The following is a 20,871-nucleotide window of genomic DNA, read 5'->3' on the forward strand; positions in this document are numbered from 1 at the left end:
GGCGCGGCGGGCAAGCCTTCCCTCCGGCGCCGCGCCCGGATAGGGCGGCAGGCGGGAGGACGATCGATGAGCTTCACCGCGCGCATCCTGCTGCTGGGCTCGGGCGAGCTGGGCAAGGAATTCGCCATCTCCGCCAAGCGGCTCGGCGCGCATGTCGTCGCCTGCGACAGCTATGCCGGCGCGCCCGCCATGCAGGTCGCCGACGCGGCCGAGATATTCCCGATGCTGGACGGCGCCCGGCTCCGCGCCGCGGTCGAGGCGCACCGCCCCGACTTCATCGTCCCCGAAGTGGAGGCGATCCGCACCGAGATGCTGGCCGAGCTGGAGGCGGAGGGGCACCGCGTCGTCCCGTCCGCCCGCGCGGCGGCGATGACCATGAACCGCGACGCGATCCGCGCGCTTGCCGCCGAGGAGCTGGGCCTGCGCACCTCGCGCTACCGCTTCGCCGAAAGCCTGGAGGAGGTGGAGGCGGCCGCCGCCCATACCGGGCTGCCCTGCGTCGTGAAGCCGGTCATGTCCTCGTCCGGCAAGGGCCAGTCGACGGTGCGCACCCCGGCCGAGCTCGCGCCCGCCTGGAGCCATGCCGTCGCCAACATGCGCGGCGACCGGCCGCGGGTGATCGTCGAGGAGTTCGTCGCCTTCGACTATGAGATCACGCTGCTCACCGTCGCGACGCGCGAGGGCATCCTCTTCTGCCCGCCGATCGGCCACCGGCAGGAGCGGGGCGACTATCAGGAGAGCTGGCAGCCCGCCGCCATGTCGCCCGCCGCGCTCGCCCAGGCGCAGGAGATGGCCGCGCGGGTCGTCGGCGATCTGGGCGGCCACGGCATCTTCGGCGTGGAATTCTTCATCGCCGGCGAGGAGGCGATCTTCTCGGAGCTGAGCCCGCGCCCGCACGACACCGGCATGGTCACCCTGATCTCGCAGAACCTGTCCGAATTCGACCTTCACGCCCGCGCCATACTCGGCCTGCCGATCCCCGCGATCCACGTCCGCGGCCCGTCCGCATCGGCGGTGATCCTGGCGGACCGGGAGGCGGAGGCGTTCGCGTTCGAAGGAATGGCCGAGGCGCTGGCGCTCGGCGACGCGGCGCGGGAGGTGGACCTGCGCATCTTCGGCAAGCCGACGACGCGGCGCTTCCGGCGGATGGGCGTGGCGCTCGCCCGCGGAGACGACACCGACGCGGCCCGCGCGCTCGCGGCCGAGGCGGCGGCGAAGGTGCGGATCGTCTATTCGTAGGACGCGTAGAGCTCGGCCTGCTCGGCATTGACCGGATAATAAGCGTAGCGGTCGACGTCGAAGTCGAGCCGCGGCTCGGCGGCGGCAGAGGGCGTCACGACCTCATCCGCGAAGGCGACGCTCACCGCCGCGCGGCGGGGACGCGTATCGGAAAGCGGCTCGGGCGCCCAGCCCGTCTCCGCGTGGCGGTCGCGCGCGCCGAGATCGCAGCCGCCGCAATCCTGTGCCCGCGCCGCTTGCCCTTGCGTCCAGCCGTACAGCCCGGCGAAGGCGGCGCGGGGCGGCTCCGGCTCCCATTCGGGAACGGCGGCGCCGCGGTCCTTGGGGTGGATGGCGGGGCCCTGGAAATGGATGGGGTTGATCTGCGCGACCGAATCCTCGCCCAGATAGATGCCGGCGACCGCGCCGGCGATGGCGGCGAGGCCCAAGGCGGGCAATGTCAGCGGATGCGGCATCGCGGCAAGCTCCTCGAACTGAGCCCCACGGGGGCTGTCCGAAGAACGACCGCGCCGCCTTCGCGTTCCGGCCGTGCCTCCTCCCCCCGACCGGAGCCGGAGGGAGGAGCGAGGCTCACCAGATGCGGACGCGTTCTTCCGCCGGGATGTAGAGCGGGTCGCCCGGCTGGACGTTGAACGCTTCGTACCAGGCGTCGATGTTCCGGAGCGGCGCGAAAGCGCGGATCTGGCCCGGCGAGTGCGGGCCGTTCACGATCTGCTGCCGCAGCGCGTCGTCGCGCCACAGGATCCGCCACACCTGCGCCCAGCCCATGAAGAAGCGCTGGTCGCCGGTGAAGCCGTCGATCACCGGCGCCGGCCGGCCGCCGAGCGAGGCGCGATAGGCGTCGTGCGCGATCAGAAGCCCGCCCAGATCGCCGATATTCTCGCCCATCGACACGCGGCCGTTGATCCGCATGTCGGGCAGCGTCGGGAAGGTGTAGCTTTCATATTGCGCGCCGAGCCGGGCGGCCTGCGCCTCGAACTTGGCGGCGTCCTCGGCCGTCCACCAGTCGCGCAGCACGCCCGCGCCGTCCGACTTCCTGCCCTGGTCGTCGAAGCCGTGGGTGATCTCGTGGCCGATCACGCCGCCGATCGCGCCGTAATTGACCGCCGGATCGGCGTTCGGATCGAAGAAGGGCGGCTGCAGGATCGCGGCCGGGAACACGATCTCGTTGCGGACCGGGGAATAATAAGCGTTCACCGTCTGCGGGGTCATGCCCCATTCCGCCTTGTCGACCTCCTTGCCGATGCGGCCGCGCAGCCAGTCCCAGTTGAACTGCTGGACGCGCTCGACATTGCCGAACAGGTCGCCGTTGCGGATGCGCAGCGCCGAATAGTCGCGCCACTGTTCCGGATGACCGATCTTGACGTTGAAGGTCGACAGCTTGGCCAGCGCCTCCGCCTTGGTCTCCGGACCCATCCAGGTCAGGTTCTCGAGCCGGTGGCGCATCGCGACCTTCAGATTGTCGACCAGCTCGGCCATCTTCACCCGCGATTCCGCGGGGAAATAGAGCTGGACATAGTCGCGGCCGATCGCCTCGCCGAGGCCGCTCTCGGCCAGCGCCACGCCGCGCTTCCAGCGCTCCTGCTGCTCGGGCTGGCCCTGCAGGAACTTCAGTCGGAACTCGTAATTGGCGTCGACGAAGGCGCGCGACAGATAGGGCGCGGCCTGGTCGGCGGTGTGGAAGGCCTGCCACGCCTTCAGCGTGTCGAGATCAGCCTCCGCGAAGATGCGGGCGAGCTTCGGGAAGGCGGTGTTCTGCGACACCACCGCCCGTTCGGCATGGTCGATGCCGGCCGCCCGGAAATAAGCGGCCCAGGGGAAGCCCGGCGCGTCGCGCTGGAGGTCGGCCACCGTCATCGGATTGTAGGTCTTGTCGCGGTCGCGGCTTTCGGCGCGGGTCCAGTGCGCCTCGGCGATGCGGGTCTCGAGCGCGACGATCCGCTCGGCCGCCGCCGCCGGGTTCGCCCAGCCGGCGAGGCCGAGCATCTGCGCGACATATTGCTGGTAGCGCTCCTTCTGGGCGGCGAAGCGCTGGTCCAGATAGAGCTCGCGGTCGGACAGGCCGAGCCCGCCCTGGAACATGTAGAGCGCGTAGCGGTCCGGGTTGCGCTGGTCGTCGAACACGGTCGCGCCGAACAGCGAACGGCCGAAGCCGCCGGACGCGCGGCCCATCAGCTCGGCCATCTGGTCCTTGTCGCGGACGGCGCGGATGCGAGCGAGGTAAGGCTGCAGCGGCCGGGCGCCGAGCGCTTCCACCGCGGCTTCGTCCATGAAGCTGCCGTAGAGGCCGGCGATCTTCGCCTGGTCGCCGTCAGTGTCGGGATTGCCGACGCGATAGCCTTCGACCAGCCGGCGCACGCGCGCTTCGGACAGGTCGCGCAGCATGTGGAACGAGCCGTAGACCGAACGGTCGCCCGGGATCTGGGTGGTGCGCGCCCAATTGCCGCTGACGAAGTTGAAGAAATCGGCGCCCGGACGGACGCTGGTGTCCATGCCGGCGGTGTCGACGCCCCAGCTGCCGAGGCGCGGCGCCTCGATCGGCGCGCCGGCGGCGGAGCCGCCCGCGGTGGGGGCGGCGAAGGCGGACAGCGCCTGCATCGTGCAGGCCGCGTCGATGCAGCGATCATCGCCATGGGCGAAGGCCGTGCCGGCCGCGCCCAGCGCGAGTGCCGACGCGGCGAAAAACAGCTTCTTGTTCAAGGTCATCCCTCCTGGTGGAACATGTGGCGGCGCCCCTTGCCGCAAGCGCGCGCGACCGTGCCCGCCCTTCAGCGCAAACAGGATGGACCTTCGATGAACCGCGCACCGGGTTCGACGAACGTCAATTCCTGAGGCCGGCGAGCGGCGCCACCAGCCGCACCTTCTCCTCGGCCAGAATGTCGAGGATGCGCAGCACCATCGCCTCCTGCCGCTCCAGCCATTCGTCGAAATCGGCGGTGAGGACATAGCCGAACAGCTCGATCTGCAGCCGGTCCTCAATGGGCGCGAGCAGCCGCACCCGCATGGCATGGCCGAACAGCGTCTCGTCGCCGTGGAAGGCGGCGCGCAGCCGCTCCAGCAGCCGGCGCACCGTCCCGGGATCGGTGTCGCCGGCGATGGACAGCACCGGCTGGAAGAGGAAGCGGTCGCGCATCGAGAGATTCTCGATCTCGGCATTGACCAGGCTGGAATTGGGGATGGTGAGCAAGGTCCGGTCGAGCGTGCGCACCCGGCTTGAGCGCATGCCGACATCCTCGACCGTGCCGGTACGCGCGCCGAAGCGGCAGACATCGCCGACCTTGAACGGCCGGTCGGAGACGATCGACAGGCTGGCGATCAGATTCTCGATCGTCTTCTGCGCGCCGAGCGCCAGCGCGATGCCGCCGATGCCGAGCGCGGCCAGTGCGGCGGTCACGTCGAAGCCGAACACGTCGAAGATGGCGATGAAGGTGATCGCGATGATGGTGACCTTCGCGATCCGGTTGGCGACGCGGACGATCGCGACGCCGCTCGCGCGGCCGCGGCGGCTGAGGCCGGCGAGGAGGCGGTTCGACAACAGGTCGAGCAGCCGCCAGAGCAGCCAGCCGAAGGCGATCCAGCCAACCGTCAGCGTCACCCAGCTGAACGCCTCGCGCGCGACGATCGAGATGCCGAGCGCCGGCGCCAGCCAGCTCGCCAGCCCCACCGCCGCGAACAGGATGAGCGGCACCGCCGTCGCGCCGACGAACCGCCGCGTCTCCTGCAGCCGCGTGCCGCGGCGCAGCGGGATCTGGATGAGCCGCAGCACCAGCCAGCTGCCGCCGAAGGTGACGAGCACGATCGCGACGAGGGTGAGCCAGTGGGAAAGCGGCGCCCCGGCCACCTGCCAAGTGGTGAATTCGTCCGGAAGCCAGGCCTCCGCCGCCACGTCGGGCGCGCCGACGTCGAGCGCGAGCGCCGCGTTCAGCGTCTGACGCGACACCGCCCAGTAACGGCTGCCGTCCTCATTCTCGATGCGGCGCAACAGCAGGTCGATCCGGTCCTCGCCGCGGCCGACCCGGCCGACCCGCTCCAGATCGGGATCGAGCTGGTCCTCCAGCGATCCTTCGGGCGCGCGGCTGATCTCGGTGCGCGGGAGCAGCTCGCCTTCGCGGTCGAGCACCGCCTGGAACTGGCGGGCGAGGTCCGGCCCCAGCCGCGCCCGCCGCGCCGCGCTCATCCCCGACAGGTCGAGATAGCGGGCGGCGCGCTCATAGTCGCGGTCGGCGATCGCCTGGATATAGCCCGCCATCGCCCCGGCCGGCGTGGTGCGGCCGAACGGATCCTGCACCACCGGCGCCTCGGCCGGCGCGGCGGCATTGCCGAGGGCAGGCGCCTGCGCGCGCGCCGGGACGGCGGCGGCGAGGATCGCCGCGATCAGCAGCAGGAGCGGCGCGAAGCGGATCAGGGCAGGCTCCTCGCCGCCGCCAGCACCTCTTCGGCATGGCCGGGCACCTTCACCTTGCGCCACACCCGCTTCACCACCCCGTCGCGGTCGATCAGGAAGGTCGCGCGGTCGATGCCCATATATTTGCGGCCATACATGCTCTTTTCGATCCAGGTGCCGAACGCCTCGCAGACCGATCCGTCGGCATCGGTCGCGAGCTTCACCTTCAGATCATATTTGTCCGCGAACTTGCGGTGCTTGGCGGCATCGTCCTTCGACACGCCGATGATCCAGGTGCCCGCGTCGTCGAATTCGGACGCGAGCGCGGAAAAGTCCTGCGCCTCGCGGGTGCAGCCCGACGTGTCGTCCTTGGGGTAGAAATAAAGGACCAGCTTGTTGCCGCGGAAATCGGCGGGGCTGACGGTCTTTCCGTCCATCATCTCCAGCCGCACGTCCGGTGCGATCTCGCCTTCCTGTGCCATGTCGTCAGTCTCCCGATGCGGTCGCGGCGATGCTCCGCCAAACCTCGTATATGCTCTGCCGCGCGCGGTCGTGGGCTGCAAGCAGAGCGTCCCAATCTTCCATCCCGCAGGCCTGCGCCACCAGCGGGCGCGACGCCGGCGGCGGCTCGTCCGAGCGCGGCGACACCAGCCGCAGCGTGACCAGCATGCGGGTGAGCAGCCGCCAGGCGTCGGCGATCCCGCCCGGGAGCAGCCCTTCCTCCACCAGCTCGGCGATCGCCGCGCCGAGATTCGCGTGGAGTCCGGCGCGATGGGCGAGCTGCAGCGCCTGGACGGCGAATTCCAGGTCGATGAGGCCGCCGTCGCCGAGCTTGATGTCGAACGGGCCGCGCGCCGGCTTGTGGGCGGCGATCTCGGCCCGCATCCGGGCGGCGTCCGCCGCCACCTTGCCCGGATCGCGCGGGATCAGGAGCACGCCTTCCACCACCCGGGCGAGCGCCGCGCGGCCCTCCGCCGACCCGTAGACGGGACGCGCGCGGGTCATCGCCATATGTTCGAACGTCCAGGCGCGCTCGTGCTGATATTCGGCGAAGCTGGGCAGCGACACCGCGATCAGCCCGTCCTTTCCCGACGGGCGCAGGCGGGTGTCGACCTCGTAGAGCGGTCCCGCGGCGGTCGGCACGCTGAGCGCGGCGCTGACGCGCGGCGCGAGCCGGTTGAAATAATCGGTCGCGCGCAGCGGCTTCGGGCCGTCCGATTCCGCCTCGTGCGTGCCGCTGAACAGATAGACGAGGTCGAGGTCGGAGGCGTGGGTGAGCTGGGCGCCGCCGAGCCGGCCGAGGCCGAGGATCAGGAGCTCCGATCCCGGCACCTTGCCATGCGCCTTCTCGAACTCGGCGACGGCGGCGTCGGCGAGCACCCGCACGGCCGCCTCGGCGACGCGGGCATAGCCGCCCGCCACTTCCAGCGGATCGCCGCGCGCGAGCACGAGCTGGGCGCCGAGCGCGAAGCGGGCCTCGTTCACCCGGCGCCGGACGCGGTCCAGGACCAGCTGGTAATCCTCCTCGTCCCGTTCCGGCCGGCCGAAGTCTTGGGCGAGCGCGTCGACACAGCGGGCCGGCTCGAACGCGCTCGCGTCGATCAGGCCGTCGAGCAGCTCCGGCCGGCGGCCGAGCTGGTCGGCGAGCGTCGGCGCGTGGCTGAGGATGGTGGCGAGCAGCTCGGCCAGGCCCGGCCGCGCTTCCAGCAGCCGGTAGAAATTGACCCCGCTCGGCAACCGCGCCACCAGGTCGTCGAAGCGGTTGAGCGCGCGCATCGCGTCCGGCGCGCCGCTCACCGCCCGCACCAGCACCGGCAGCATGCCTTCGAAGGCCTCGCGCGCGGCCGGGCTGCGCAGCGAGCGCGCCTTGCCCGACCGCCAGCTCTCGATCCGCAGCCGCGCCGCCGCCGGGTCGGGGAAGCCGGCCTCTCCGAGCCGCGCCTCGAGCGCCTCGGCGGCGAGCGGCAGGCGCGCGTCGGTGTCCTCCCCCTCGCCGAGCGCGCCGTAGATCGCAGCCACCCGCCCGACGTCCGGCGCGAGCAGCGCCAGCAGCGCCTCCCCGTCCGCCAGCCCGTGCAGCGCCGCGACCCCGTCCAGCGCCGCGCGGTCCGCGGGCAGGCCGTGGGTCTGGCGGTCGTCGACCATCTGCAGCCGGTGCTCGATCGTGCGCAGCAGCCGGTAGGCGGCGGCGAGCGCGACCGCGTCATGCTGGCGGATGCGCCCCGCGTCGGCGAGCGCGTCAAGCGCGGGCAAGGTGGCGGGCGCGCGCAGCGCCGGCTCGCGCCCGCCATGGATCAGCTGGTGGATCTGGGCGAAGAACTCGATCTCGCGGATGCCGCCATGGCCGCGCTTCAGGTCGTAGCCGGGGCCGAACGCCTGGCCTTCCGCATAATGGTCGCGGATGCGGCGGGTGATCGACTGGAGCTCGCCCACCGCGCCGTAGTCGAGCGAGCGGCGCCAGACGAAGGGATGGATGGCCTCCAGGAAATAGCGGCCGAGCGCCTCGTCGCCGGCGGCGTGGCGGGCGCGGATGAAGGCCGCCCGCTCCCAGGGCAGCGCGCTCGATTCGTAATAGCTGATCGCCGCGTCGGCGGAGAGGACGATCGGCGTCACTTCGGGCGAGGGGCGCAGGCGCAGGTCGACCCGGAAGACATAGCCGTCCTCGGTCCGTTTCTGGAGGAGCTCGACCACGCGCTGGCCGATCCGGACCGCCGCCTGCGCCGGCTCCTCGCGCGGCTTCAGCGGCAGGGTGGCGGGGTCGTAGAGGAAGATGAGGTCGATGTCGGAGGAGTAATTGAGCTCGCGGCTACCGAGCTTGCCGAGCGCGATCGCGGCGAAGCCCGCCGGCGCCGCGTCCGGCGTGCGCTCCGCGATCGCGGCGGCGATGGCGGCGCTGAGCGCGCGGTCGGCGAGGGCGGACAGCGCCTCCACCACATCCTCCAGCGACAGCGCGCCGGCGAGGTCGCCGATGCCGAGCGCGAGCGCGGTGGCGCTGCGCTCCCGCCTCAGCCGGGCGGGGAGGCTCTCCGCGCCCTCCCCGGCGGCGCGCGCCAGCTCCAGCGCCCGGCCGAGCGCGCCCGCGCTAAGTGCTTCCGCCACCTGGGGAAAGGCGTCGAGCTGCCGCCTCAGGAAGGAGGAGTGTCTCCGCGCCCGCTGCAGCGCATCGTTAACCTCCGGATAACTAAGTGTTTCTTGCATGCCACATGGCCGATCGATTCCGTTCGGAGCGCGCAACGATTGAAACTCTCCTCGCCAAAGGGCGTTCTAACCGACGTGAATACGATCAATCCGAGACGAGAAGCCATGGTCAATGCTTCCTCAAGGCGGTTCGTGAAGGTGGCTCCGCCCACCGTTCACGCCGGCGTCGGGGATGCTTTGCGTCAGGCGTTCCAGCTGGACGGGGAACTCCGTTCGCTGAAGCCGTTCGAGGACCTCCTCGCGCGTCTCGACTGACGCGCCTGCGCTTCCCGGATCGATGGAAAGGCCTCTGAGGAAAAGGGGCGGCATGCGGGTCTCGCATGCCGCCTTTTTCGTCGTGGGCGGCGTCAGCGCCGCGCCACGATCATCCGGTAGATCCACAGGATCAGGATCGCGCCCAGCACGGCGGCGATGAAACCGGCGCCGCTGTCCTGATCGTACCAGCCGATGGCGTTGCCGATGAATCCCATCACGAACGCGCCGGCGATGCCGAGCAGGATCGTGACCAGGCAGCCGCCCGGATCGCGCCCCGGCATGATCCATTTGGCGAGCGCGCCGGCCAGGCCGCCGATGATGATCCAGCCCAGAAAACCGTAACCTGACAACATGTCTTCCTCCCTTGGTCGAACGGAATCAGCGGTTCGTCGGCGACCGCTGTTCAGCCATGGTAAAGCCGTAACAATGCTGGTAAGGGCGCGGTTCCGGCGCGTTGGGGACACGCCCGTGCAAATCAGCTTGAGGTTGGTGATATATTCGGCTAATACACCTAGCCGACGGACGCGATTCCGCCTGCCTGAGTGGGGAAGATGAAAGCCATGAACTACGAATCGACCACGTGGCGCCGCGAAGCGCTCGAGGATGTCGTGCTCGACGATGCGACGCTGGCGAAGCGGCGCAAGCGGCGGCGGCTGCTGATCGCCTTCGCGATCTTCCTCGTGGTGGCGATCGCGGTGGTGGCGGTGATGGCCGGGCGCGGCGGCGACGAGGCCGCGGCGCCGGCCGGCAAGGCCGCCGCGCCGGGCGCGCAGGCCGACGCCCTTCCCGTCGTGACCGTGATCGTGCCCGGCCGGCAGCAGGTGGCGACCGTCATTTCCTCGACCGGCTCGCTCGCCGCGCGGCGCGATCTTCCGGTCGGCGTTCCCGGCGAAGGCGGGCAGGTGTCGCGCGTGCTGGTCGAACCCGGCGACTGGGTGCGCGCCGGCCAGGTGCTCGCGACGATCGACCGCTCCGTCCAGACCCAGGAAGCGGCGCAGCTCGCCGCCCAGATCCAGGTGCAGCGCGCCGATCTCGCGCTCGCCCAGTCCGAACTCGAACGCTCGCTCGCGCTGGTGGAGCGCGGCTTCGTCAGCCAGGCCGACATCCAGCGCAAGACCGCGACCCGCGACGCGGCCGCGGCGCGGGTGCGCGTCGCCGAGGCCAATCTCGGCGCCGCCCGCGCCCGCATGGGCCGGCTCGACATCCGCGCTCCGGCCGCCGGCCTGGTGCTCGACCGCAACATCGAGGCGGGCCAGGTGGTCGGCCCGGGTTCGGGCGCGCTGTTCCGCATCGCCCAGGGCGGCGAGATGGAGCTGCTCGCGCGGCTTCCGCAGAGCGACATGGCGCGGGTCCGCGTCGGCGTCCCGGTCGCGGTGACTCCGGTCGGCTCGGCGACGTCCTATCAGGGCGTGGTGTGGCAGATGTCGCCGACCATCGACGCGCAGACCCGCCAGGGCGAGGCGCGCATCTCGGTGCCCTATCACCGCGACCTGCGGCCCGGCGGCTTCGCCTCGGCCGAGATCCGCGCCGGCGCGGTCGACGCGCCGCTGCTCCCCGAATCGGCGGTGCAGAGCGACGAGCGCGGCAACTTCGTCTATCTGGTCGACGGCAACGGCGCCGTCGTCCGGCGCGACGTGCGGGTCGGCGAGGTCGGCGACCGCGGCGTCGCGGTGGTCGAAGGCCTCGCGGGCGACGAACGGGTGGTGCTGTCGGCCGGCGCCTTCCTCAATCCGGGCCAGCGGGTGCGTCCCCAGCTGGCCGCGGCCGCCCGCTAAGGAACCGCCGCCATGAACCTTCGCAACATCTCCGCCTGGTCGATCCGCAACCCGGTCCCCTCGCTGGTCCTGTTCGCCTTCCTGACGCTGGCGGGCATCATCAGCTTCATGCGGATGGACGTGCAGCAGAATCCGGACATCGATTTCCCGATCGTCATCGTCCAGATCGCGCAGCCCGGCGCCGCCCCGTCGGAGCTGGAAACACAGGTCACCCAGCGCGTCGAGGCGGCGGTCCGTTCGATCACCGGCGTCGACGAGATCAACTCCTGGGTCAGCGAAGGTTCGTCCACCACCGTCATCCAGCTCGATCTCGGCACGCCGATCGACCGGGCGGTGGCCGACGTGCGCGACGCCGTCACCCAGATCCGCGGCGATCTTCCGGACGGCATCCTCGAGCCGCAGGTGCGCCGCGAGGACACCAGCAACGAGGACATCGCCTCCTTCTCCGCCGTCACCAGCAACATGACGCTGGAACAGCTCAGCTGGTATGTCGACAACACCGTCTCCAAGGAGCTGCTGGCGGTCCCCGGCCTCGCCACCGTGTCGCGCACCGGCGGCGTCAGCCGCGAGATCCGCGTCATCCTCGATCCGACCAAGCTGCAATCCTACGGCATCACCGCCGCGCAGGTGAACAACCAGCTGCGCCAGATCAACGTCAACGCCGCCGGCGGCCGCGCCGAGATCGCGGGCTCCGAACAGTCGGTGCGCGTGCTCGGCAACGCGATCAGCGCCCACGATCTCGCCAACACCCAGGTCGCGATCGGCGGCGGCCGCACCATCCGCCTCAGCGACGTCGCCGAGGTGCGCGACCTCTATGGCGAGCAGCGCTCCTTCGCGACCCAGAACGGGCAGCAGGTGCTGAGCTTCTCCTTCACCCGCGCGAAGAACGAATCCGACGTGTCCGTCTATGACGGCGCGGTCGAGAAGCTGCGCGCGCTGGAGGAACGCAATCCCGACGTGCGCTTCGTGGAGCTGTCCACCAGCGTCAAATATACCCGCTCGCAGTACGAATCCTCGATGATGGCGCTGATCGAAGGCGCCTTCCTGGCGGTGATCGTGGTGCTCCTGTTCCTGCGCGACTGGCGGGCGACCCTCATCTCCGCCATCGCCATCCCGCTGTCCGCCATCCCGACCTTCTGGTTCCTCGATCTGGTCGGCTTCTCGCTCAACCAGATGACCCTGCTCGGCCTCAGCCTGGTGGCGGGCGTGCTGGTCGACGACGCGATCGTGGAGATCGAGAACATCGTCCGCCACATGCGGATGGGCAAGAGCGCCTATCAGGCCTCGATCGAGGCGGCGGACGAGATCGGCCTCGCCGTCGTCGCCACCACCTTCTCGATCGTGGCGGTGTTCCTGCCGGTCAGCCTGATGCCGGGCGTCGCCGGGCAGTTCTTCCAGAATTTCGGCTATACGGTCGTCGTCGCGGTGCTGATCAGCCTCGCCGTCGCGCGACTCATAACGCCCATGTTCGCCGCTTACTTCCTGAAGGCCAAGGGCCATGCCCCGCACGGCGAGGGGCGGATCATGGACTGGTACATCGCGGTGCTGAAATGGACGCTGCGCCACCGCTGGGTGACCGTCCTCGGCGGCGCCGGCGCGCTGGCCGCGACGGTCGGCATGTTCATGGTGCTGCCGCAGACCTTCCAGCCGACCATCAACCAGGACCAGGCGACCGTTTCCATCGAAATGGCGCCCGGCACCACCCTGGCCCAGACCGCCGCCGTGGTCCGCCAGGTCGAGGAGCTGCTGCGCGCCGAGCCGGAGGTCGAGAACGTCTTCTCCCGCACCCGCGTGGGCAGCGGCAACGTCACCGCCCATTTCAGGGAAGACCGCGTCCGCACCAGCGTCGAGTTCGAGCAGGCGCTCGCGCCGCGGCTGGCGCAGATCCCCGACGCGCGCGCCTCGTTCCGCTCGCAGTTCGGCGGCGGCCGCGACATCACCATCACGCTGGGCGGCGACGATCCGGTCCAGCTGGCCGAAGTCGCCAACCGCCTGGTCGAGGAAATGGCGGCGATGCCGGAACTGGTCGCGCCGCGCGTCAGCGGCGACCTCCAGCGGCCGGAAATCACCATCCGCCCGCGCCAGGATCTCGCCGCCGAGCTCGGCGTCACCACCGCCGCGCTCAGCCAGGCGATCCGCATCGCGACGCTCGGCGACATCGATCAGAACAGCGCCCGCTTCTCGCTGTCCGACCGGCAGATCCCGATCCGGGTCTCGCTGGAGGAATCCTCGCGCCAGCGTCTGTCGACGATCGAGAATCTCCCGGTCCCGACCGCGACCGGAGGATCGGTGCCGCTGAAGCTCGTCGCCGACATCGGCTTCGGCGCCGGCCCGACCCGCATCGACCGCACCAACCAGACGCGCCGCATCAATATCGGCGCGGACCTCGCCCCCGGCATGGTCAGCGGCGAGGCCTACAAGAAGGTGAAGGCGTCGCAGACGATGCAGAACCTTCCGATGGGCGTCAGCGAGCTGGTGCTCGGCATGAACCGCTGGCAGCAGGAGATGATCACCAACTTCATGATCGCCGCCGTCGCCGGCCTGTTCCTGGTGCTCGCGGTGCTGGTCCTGCTCTACCGCCGCCTGCTGCCGCCCTTCGTCAACATGGGTTCGCTGCTGCTGGCGCCGCTCGGCGGCCTGCTCGCGCTCTGGATCACCGGCCACGCGGTGTCGCTGCCGGTCTATATCGGCCTCCTGATGCTGCTCGGCATCGTCGCCAAGAACTCGATCCTGCTGATCGACTTCGCGCTGGAGGAGATGGACCGCGGCATCGCCAAGTTCGAGGCGATCGTCGATGCCGGCCGCAAGCGCGCCCAGCCGATCGTGATGACGACGATGGCGATGTCCGCCGGCATGGTGCCGACCGCCGTCGCCTGGTCGGGCGACGGGGCGTGGCGCGCGCCGATGGGCATCGTGGTGATCGGCGGCCTGATGCTGTCGACGCTGCTCACCCTGATCCTGGTGCCCGGCACCTTCAGCCTCGCGCTCAGCGTCGAGAACTGGCTGGGGCCGCGGCTGAAGCGCTGGCTGACCAACGGCGGCAAGGACGCGCCGGCGCCGGCGCCCGCGCCGGACCCGGGCATCCAGCCGGCCGAGTGAGCCGCGCGATCCATTTGCCTTGCGGCACCGGATCGGGCAGCTTTCGGCCCGGGCACGGCGCCCTGGCGGTGGAGGCGAGCGGATGAACCAACCGGCATCTCGGTCATTGGGAGGCGCATGAGCCTCCTCGACCGGACCGGCCTGTCCCGCTTCAACCCGGCCCAGAGCGGCGCCCGCGGCATGCGCGCGCTCGCCACCGCGATGCTGGCCGGGATGGCGGCCCTGTTCATCGGCGCCACCAACCTGCTCGAGGTCCACCCCGCCTGGGGCTTCGTGCGCGCCTTCGCTGAGGCGGCGATGGTGGGCGGCATCGCCGACTGGTTCGCGGTCACCGCCTTGTTCCGGCACCCGATGGGCCTGCCGATCCCGCACACCGCCATCATCCCGCGCAACAAGGACCGGATCGGCGACACGCTGGCCCTGTTCCTGCGCGACAATTTCCTGACGCCCACCGTGGTCGCCCGGCGCATGCGGCGGCTCGACGTGGCCGGCGCCGCCGGGCGCTTCCTCGCCAGCCCGCCCGGCGAGGGGCGGCTGCGCCAGGGTGCCGCCCGCCTGGTCGCCGACATCCTGGAAGCGCTCGACGAGGAACGGCTCGGCGGGATGGTGAAGGGCGCGGTCGCGAACCGGATGCGGGCGATGGAGGTCTCCCCGCTCGCCGGCCAGTCGCTGGAGGCCGCGATCACCGAGGAGCGGCACGTCCCGCTGCTCGACGGCATCATCACCTGGGCCGGGCGCACGCTCGACGCCAACGAGGACATTATCCGCCGCATGGTGCACGACCGCGCCGGCTGGGTGGTGCGGCTCGCCGGGCTCGACGAGCGGCTCGCCGAAGCGATCATCGACGGGCTGCGCCGGCTCAGCATCGACATGGCGATCGACCCGCGCCACCCGCTGCGCGCCAAGGCTGAGGAGGGCCTCGCCAGCCTCGCTTTCCGCCTTCAGCACGATCCCGAGCTCCGCGCCCGGGTGGAGGCCTGGAAGGGCGAGATGATCGAGAACAAGGCGGTCGCCGACTGGGTGGACGGGCTGTGGGAAAATGCCCGCGCCGGCCTGCTCGCCGCCGCGCGCGACCCGGACGCCACGATGGCGGGCAAGTTCGGCGAGGCGCTAAAGCAGCTCGGCGAGACGCTGCAGGAGGACCCGCACCTCAACCGCGCCATCAACCAGTTCGCCCGCCGCGCCGCCGTCGGCGTGGTGAAAAGCTATGGCAGCGACATCGTCGCCCTCGTCTCCGAGACGGTGCGCGGCTGGGACGCGCGTACCGTCACCACCCGGCTGGAGGCGGCGGTCGGCCGCGACCTCCAATATATCCGCATCAACGGCACCCTGGTCGGCGGGCTGGTCGGCCTCACCATCCACACCGTCGAACATCTGATCTGACCGCCGGCGCGAAGAATGAGTTGCAACCGCGCCGCCGGGCTGCATTGTCGCGCGAAGCAGAGGAGAGGGATCAGATGAAGCTTTTCGTCCTATTGGGCGCCGCCGCGGCCGCGCTCGCCGCGCCGTTCGCCGCCGCCGCCCAGGCGCCGGCCGCGCAGCAGCAGCCGCAGCGCCAGCAGACCGTCGTCATCCATGCCGGCACCTTGCTCGCCGTGCCCGGCCAGGCGCCGCGCCGCAACGCCAGCGTGATCGTCGAGGGCCGCCGCATCGTCGAGGTGCGCGACGGCTTCGTCGACGTGCCGGGCGCGCGCGTCGTGGACCTGCGCGACCATACGGTGCTTCCCGGCCTCATCGACATGCACGTCCATCTGCGCGGCCTCGACGACCGGCTGCAGGCGCGGCTCCAGGCGCCGTTCCGCGATTATGAGGACGAGGCCTACACCGCCCTCCTCCACGCCCGCACCACCTTGCTCGCCGGCTTCACCACCGTGCGCGATCTCGGCAACGAGCCGCGCATGGTCACCACGCTGCGCGACGTGATCGAGGCGGGGCAGTTCGCCGGCCCGACCATCGTCGCTGCCGGGCGCGGCATTTCGGTGTCCGGCGGCCATGGCGACGTCAACGGCCTCAACCGCGACCTGACCGACATCGGCCGGGCGCGGGCGGACAATGTCTGCAACGGCGCCGACGATTGCCGCCGGGCGGTGCGCGCGCAGATCTCGGCCGGCGCCGACGTCATCAAATTCTCCGCCACCGGCGGGGTCCTCTCCAACGTCGCCGGCGGCCTCAACCGCCAGATGATGATGGACGAGATGCAGGCGATCGTTGAAACCGCGCGCACCTTCGGCCGCAAGGTCGCCGCCCACGCGCACGGCGTCGACGGCATCAACGCCGCGCTGGAGGCGGGGGTCGATTCGATCGAGCACGGCACCTTCACCGACGACCGCACCTTCCAGCTCTACCGGCGCTCGGGCGCCTGGTACGTGCCGACCCTGCTCGCGCCGGCGGCGGCGGTGGCGGACGGAGAGCGCGGCGCGCTCACCCCCGCCCAGTATCAGAAGGCGCGGGAAGCGGCCGGCAATGCGGAGCGCAGCTTCGCCCGCGCGCTTCGCGAAGGCGTCAACATCGCCTTCGGCACCGACAGCGGCGTCTCCCGCCACGGCGACAATGCGCAGGAGTTCGCGCTGATGGTGCGCAACGGCATGACCCCCGCCGCCGCGATCCGCTCGGCGACGGTGGGCGCCGCGACCCTGCTCGGCCGGGAAACGACGATCGGCACGATCGAAGCCGGCAAGGACGCCGACATCATCGCCGTCGCCGGCGATCCGCTGCAGGACGTGCGGCTGCTCGAAAATGTCGGCTTCGTGATGAAGCACGGCCGCGTCCACAAGCTGAACGGCGAACGCCAGCTCACCTCCGCGGATTGATCGAACTCCCTCCCCTCCCTGCACGCAGGGAGGGGGATTAGAGACTTCACCCGTCGCTGACGCGCTCGATGTCGGCGCCGACGGCCTGGAGCTTCTCCTCCAGCCGCTCATAGCCGCGGTCGAGATGGTAGACGCGCATCACCTCGGTCTGGCCCTCGGCCGCGAGGCCGGCCAGCACCAGGCTCATCGAGGCGCGCAGGTCCGTCGCCATCACCGGCGCGCCGTGGAGCTTGCCGACGCCCCGCACCACCGCCGAACGGCCCCTGACCTCGATGTCGGCGCCCATCCGGTTGAGCTCCGGCACGTGCATGTAGCGGTTCTCGAAGATCGTCTCGGTCAGGAGGCTGGTGCCCTGCGCCAAGGTCAGCATCGACATGAATTGCGCCTGCATGTCGGTCGGGAAGGCAGGATAGGGCGCGGTCGAGATGGTGAGCGGCTTCAGCCCGCCGTCGGAACGGACGCGCAGGCCGTCCGGAATGTCTTCGAGGATGAGGCCGGAATCGGTGAGGCCGGACAGGATCGACGGCATCGTCTCCTTGCGCGCGCCGATCAGGTCCAGCGTGCCGCCGGTGATCCCCGCCGCGCAGGCATAGGAGCCCGCCTCGATCCGGTCCGGCATCACCGCATAGGTCGCGCCGTGCAGCCGGTCGCGGCCGTGGACGGTCAGAGTGTCGGTGCGCAGCCCCTCGATCCGGGCGCCCATCGCGATCAGGCATTTGGCGAGATCGGTGATCTCCGGCTCGCGCGCGGCATTCTCGATCACGGTCGTGCCCTTGGCGAGCACGGCCGCCATCAGCGCATTCTCGGTCGCGCCGACCGAGACGAAGGGGAAGCTGATCGTGCCGCCGACGAGGCCGCCCTTGGGCGCCGTCGCCTTCACATAGCCGGACGCGATCTCGAGCTCCGCGCCCAGCGCCTGCAGCGCCTTGAGGTGGAGGTCGATCGGGCGCATGCCGATCGCGCAGCCGCCCGGCAGCGACACCGTCGCCTCGCCCGCCCGCGCCACCAGCGGCCCCAGCACCAGGATCGACGCGCGCATCTTGCGCACGATGTCGTAGGGGGCGGTGGTCGACACGATGTTGGCCGCGCGCAGCGTCATCACCCGGCCGAACTCGTCGGGCTTGGCGCCCTCCACCATCGTCGAGACGCCGAGCTGGTTGAGGAGGTGGCCGAAACTGTCGACGTCGGCCAGCCGCGGCAGGTTGCGCAGCGTCAGCGGCTCGTCGGTCAGCAGCGCGCAGGGCAGCAGCGTCAGCGCGGCGTTCTTGGCGCCGGAAATGCAGATCTTGCCCTGGAGGGGCTTGCCGCCCCGGATGATGATCCTGTCCATCGCGAGGCTCTTAATCCTTTGGCGGCGGCGCGCAAGCGGCGCCCCTCGGGTGGCGATGCGGCGCCCGGTCGGCGCGCCGTCGTAACGATCTTGATTTCGATCAGAGCGAGGCGGATGAATCCTGCCTAGAAGAGGCGCACATTTTCGTAACGCGTATCGGGGGATAACGCATTTGGGGGGAAGCTGCCTAGCTGATCGCCTGGCGCACCATGTGCGGCTCACCGACAGTGAGCGGCGCGCGCTCGAGGCGCTCGAGGAACAGGAACGCGTCTTCCGGCGCGGCGCCGTCGTGGTGAGCGAGCATGACGCCCGCCGCGAACTCTATGTCGTGCAGGAGGGCTGGCTGCACAGCGCCGTCCTGCTCGGCAACGGCAACCGCCAGATCATGCGCTTCCATTTCCCCGGCGACATCGTCGGCATTTCGGTGCTGGCCTTCGGCGAATCCGCCGAAACGGTGACGGCGGTCACCGACGCGACGCTCTGCCCGTTCGACCGCGACCGCCTGGCCGAACTGTTCGAACGGCATCCGCGCCTGTCCGCGCTCATCTTCACGCTGGCGGTGGCGGACCGGGTGACGCTGGCCGACCGGCTCGCCTCGATCGGCCGCACCTCGGCGCGGGCGCGGGTCGCCTCCTTGCTCTGCCAGATCTTCGCGCGCCTGCGCCTCCTGCACGACGGCGCGCGCGACGATTTCGCCATCCCGCTGACGCAGGAGGATATCGGCGACGCCACCGGCCTCACCTCGGTCCACGTCAACCGCATGATGCGCGGCCTGGTCGACGACGGGATCATCGAGCGCAGCGGCAACAATGTCCGCCTGATCGACGAGCGGCGCCTGTCGCGGGAAGCGGGCTATATGGACCGGTCGCGGATCGACACGAGCTGGCTGCCGCCCCCCAAATAAGCGGCGGCGCGCCCGGTCAGGCCTTTTCCAGCGTGCATTGCAGCGGATGCTGGTTCTGGCGGGCATAGTCGACGACCTGCGCCACCTTCGTCTCCGCGACCTCGTAGCTGAAGATACCGCACACGCCGACGCCGCGCTGGTGCACCTGCAGCATCACCCGCGTCGCGTCCTCGATGCTCATCCGGAAATAGAGCTGGAGGACGTGCACGACGAATTCCATCGGCGTGTAGTCGTCGTTCAGCATCAGCACCTTGTAGGGCGACGGCGTCTTGGTGCGGGTACGCGTGCGGGTGGCGACGCCAAGGCCGGTGCCTTCGTCGTCCCGCCGATCCGTTCCCGCTCTGATCACGCCCGCTCCGATCACTGTGTCGCTCATGTCCATTCCAACGCAATAAATAAGGCAAGGTGCCGAGCCCGGACAAGGGGTCGCGCTTGACTCCGTCCGCCAAATCGCGCGCTTTCGGCTTATGACCGCCCCCGCCCGACCGCGCTACGTCCCGCCGCACCCGCCCCGCGGCCCCGGACCGGTGCCGGTCTGGCGCGGCTTCTTCGGGGAACGGGCGCGCACCTCCGTCTACGGCTGGTCGCGCCAGGCCTTCGTCCAGGACCATATCCGCCGCAACGTGCTGGGCTGGACCGTCCACGTCCCGCTCGACCCCGCGGCGGTGCAGCATGTGCTGCTCGACAATGCCGCCAATTACGCGAAGCCCGAGCCGGTGAAGGCGATCCTCGCGCCGGTGATCGGGCGCGGCCTGCTCACCGCCGACGGCGCGCTGTGGCGTGACCAGCGGCGGATCGTCGCCGCCAATTTCGTGCCGGCGGCGGTGGAGGCGCTGGTGCCGTCCTTCGCCCGCGCCGCAGAAGCGGCCGCCGCCGCCTGGCCGGCGAGCGGCGTCGTCGACATGGCGCGCGCGGCGACCGAGACGACGCTGACGGTGATCGCCGACGCGCTGTTCGGCGGCGATCCGCGGCTGCGCACCGCCGAAGGCATGCGCCATATCGAAGCGGCGCTCGCCGGGGTGAGCGAGGCGCGGCTGCCAGCTTTGCTCGGGCTTCCGGTGATCGGCTGGAACGCCCGCATCCGCGCCGGGCAGCGCGGCCAGGCCTATCTGCGCGAGACGTTGAGCGCGGTGGTGCGGGACCGGCTTCCGGACGGCGGCGGCGACGATTTCCTCGGCCGGCTGGTGCGGATGCTGCGGGAGCGGTTCGCGCCGGACGAGGCGTTCGCGCTCGCCGTCGACAATGCCGCCACCTTCTATCTCGCCGGCCACGAGACCACCGCCAACGCGCTCTCCTGGGCGCTGTTCCTGCTCGCCGAGCAGCCCGACCTCCAGGCCGAGGCGGCGGCCGAGGCGCGAGCGGCGCTCGCCGCCGGGACCGACGATCCGGCGCTGCCCGACCGGCTGCCGCTGCTGCGCGCCGTGATCGACGAGACGCTGCGCCTCTACCCGCCCGCCCCGCGCTTCGACCGCCAGGCGCTGGGTCCGGACCGGCTCGGCGGGCGCGAGGTGGCGAAGGGCGACATCGTGTCGATCTGGCCCTGGATCCTCCACCGCCACAGCGCGCTGTGGGACGATCCCGACGCCTTCGACGCGCACCGCTTCCTGCCCGGCGCCGCGGCGGCGGAGCGGCACCGCTTCCAATATCTCCCGTTCGGCGCCGGCCCCCGGGTCTGCGTCGGCGCGCGATTCGCGATCGTCGAGGCGCTGGTGATTCTCGCCACCTGGCTCGCCCGCCATCATTTTTCCCCGCTGCCCGGGCGGGAGGTGCAAGTCTCTGGAATGGTTACGCTTCGGCCGAAGGGCGGGCTGCCGCTGCGGGTACGTAATCGAGAGAATTGCTAACTGCTATTGCGAATAATTCTCAATAGCTCTATC

Annotated in this window: 15 protein-coding genes; 7 read left to right on the forward strand and 8 right to left on the reverse strand. The window is 70.6% G+C overall.

Annotated features, from left to right (window positions below):
• The first annotated feature begins 66 nt into the window (after positions 1 to 66).
• Complete coding sequence (purT, locus tag ACK4K7_RS00615; RefSeq protein WP_431863183.1) at positions 67 to 1,239, forward strand: formate-dependent phosphoribosylglycinamide formyltransferase; 1,173 nt, start codon at positions 67 to 69, stop codon at positions 1,237 to 1,239.
• Here the strand turns inward: purT and ACK4K7_RS00620 are convergent.
• The 6 genes from ACK4K7_RS00620 to ACK4K7_RS00645 all read right to left on the reverse strand — a co-directional run bounded on the left by ACK4K7_RS00620 (position 1,230) and on the right by ACK4K7_RS00645 (position 9,429).
• A complete protein-coding gene (locus tag ACK4K7_RS00620) occupies positions 1,230 to 1,694 on the reverse strand; it encodes a hypothetical protein (protein ID WP_431863184.1) in 465 nt (154 codons plus the stop codon). The two genes, purT and ACK4K7_RS00620, sit on opposite strands and share 10 nt — an antisense overlap.
• A gap of 115 nt (positions 1,695 to 1,809) precedes the next feature.
• Positions 1,810 to 3,939: a M13 family metallopeptidase gene (locus ACK4K7_RS00625; protein ID WP_431863185.1), complete on the reverse strand. Its 2,130-nt coding sequence runs from the start codon at positions 3,937 to 3,939 to the stop codon at positions 1,810 to 1,812.
• A gap of 121 nt (positions 3,940 to 4,060) precedes the next feature.
• The gene (locus ACK4K7_RS00630; protein ID WP_431863186.1) at positions 4,061 to 5,707 is read right to left on the reverse strand and encodes a mechanosensitive ion channel family protein; all 1,647 of its coding nucleotides are present in this window, start codon (positions 5,705 to 5,707) and stop codon (positions 4,061 to 4,063) included.
• The gene (locus tag ACK4K7_RS00635) at positions 5,641 to 6,105 is read right to left on the reverse strand and encodes a peroxiredoxin (protein WP_431863187.1); all 465 of its coding nucleotides are present in this window, start codon (positions 6,103 to 6,105) and stop codon (positions 5,641 to 5,643) included. The genes ACK4K7_RS00630 and ACK4K7_RS00635 overlap by 67 nt, the downstream gene beginning before the upstream one ends.
• Before the next feature lie 4 nt (positions 6,106 to 6,109).
• The gene (gene glnE / locus ACK4K7_RS00640) at positions 6,110 to 8,821 is read right to left on the reverse strand and encodes a bifunctional [glutamate--ammonia ligase]-adenylyl-L-tyrosine phosphorylase/[glutamate--ammonia-ligase] adenylyltransferase (RefSeq protein ID WP_431863188.1); all 2,712 of its coding nucleotides are present in this window, start codon (positions 8,819 to 8,821) and stop codon (positions 6,110 to 6,112) included.
• A 347-nt stretch (positions 8,822 to 9,168) separates the two neighbouring features.
• A complete protein-coding gene (locus ACK4K7_RS00645) occupies positions 9,169 to 9,429 on the reverse strand; it encodes a GlsB/YeaQ/YmgE family stress response membrane protein (RefSeq protein ID WP_431863189.1) in 261 nt (86 codons plus the stop codon).
• 207 nt (positions 9,430 to 9,636) lie between these two features.
• Between ACK4K7_RS00645 and ACK4K7_RS00650 the strand changes: the two genes are divergently transcribed.
• The 4 genes from ACK4K7_RS00650 (at position 9,637) to ACK4K7_RS00665 (ending at position 16,760) form a co-directional block, all read left to right on the forward strand.
• Positions 9,637 to 10,851 (forward strand): efflux RND transporter periplasmic adaptor subunit, encoded by a 1,215-nt coding sequence (locus ACK4K7_RS00650; RefSeq protein ID WP_431863616.1) that lies wholly within the window; start codon positions 9,637 to 9,639, stop codon positions 10,849 to 10,851.
• Between the two features lie 12 nt (positions 10,852 to 10,863).
• Complete coding sequence (locus tag ACK4K7_RS00655; protein ID WP_431863190.1) at positions 10,864 to 13,950, forward strand: efflux RND transporter permease subunit; 3,087 nt, start codon at positions 10,864 to 10,866, stop codon at positions 13,948 to 13,950.
• A gap of 117 nt (positions 13,951 to 14,067) precedes the next feature.
• Positions 14,068 to 15,333: a DUF445 domain-containing protein gene (locus ACK4K7_RS00660; RefSeq protein ID WP_431863191.1), complete on the forward strand. Its 1,266-nt coding sequence runs from the start codon at positions 14,068 to 14,070 to the stop codon at positions 15,331 to 15,333.
• Positions 15,334 to 15,407: 74 nt separating this feature from the next.
• Entirely contained in the window at positions 15,408 to 16,760 is a 1,353-nt protein-coding gene (locus ACK4K7_RS00665) for an amidohydrolase family protein (protein ID WP_431863192.1), read from the forward strand.
• Positions 16,761 to 16,806: 46 nt separating this feature from the next.
• Here ACK4K7_RS00665 and murA read toward each other — a convergent pair whose 3' ends face one another.
• Positions 16,807 to 18,090: a UDP-N-acetylglucosamine 1-carboxyvinyltransferase gene (gene murA / locus ACK4K7_RS00670; RefSeq protein WP_431863193.1), complete on the reverse strand. Its 1,284-nt coding sequence runs from the start codon at positions 18,088 to 18,090 to the stop codon at positions 16,807 to 16,809.
• A gap of 211 nt (positions 18,091 to 18,301) precedes the next feature.
• Between murA and ACK4K7_RS00675 the strand changes: the two genes are divergently transcribed.
• Complete coding sequence (locus ACK4K7_RS00675) at positions 18,302 to 18,994, forward strand: Crp/Fnr family transcriptional regulator (RefSeq protein WP_431863194.1); 693 nt, start codon at positions 18,302 to 18,304, stop codon at positions 18,992 to 18,994.
• 16 nt (positions 18,995 to 19,010) lie between these two features.
• Here the strand turns inward: ACK4K7_RS00675 and clpS are convergent, their stop codons facing one another.
• Positions 19,011 to 19,370, reverse strand: coding sequence for an ATP-dependent Clp protease adapter ClpS (gene clpS / locus ACK4K7_RS00680; RefSeq protein ID WP_431863195.1), 360 nt, complete (start codon positions 19,368 to 19,370; stop codon positions 19,011 to 19,013).
• 91 nt (positions 19,371 to 19,461) lie between these two features.
• Between clpS and ACK4K7_RS00685 the strand changes: the two genes are divergently transcribed.
• Complete coding sequence (locus ACK4K7_RS00685) at positions 19,462 to 20,838, forward strand: cytochrome P450 (protein WP_431863196.1); 1,377 nt, start codon at positions 19,462 to 19,464, stop codon at positions 20,836 to 20,838.
• Positions 20,839 to 20,871: the final 33 nt, after the last annotated feature.

This window comes from Allosphingosinicella sp. (assembly GCF_046295735.1).
Classification (GTDB): Bacteria; Pseudomonadota; Alphaproteobacteria; order Sphingomonadales; family Sphingomonadaceae; genus Allosphingosinicella.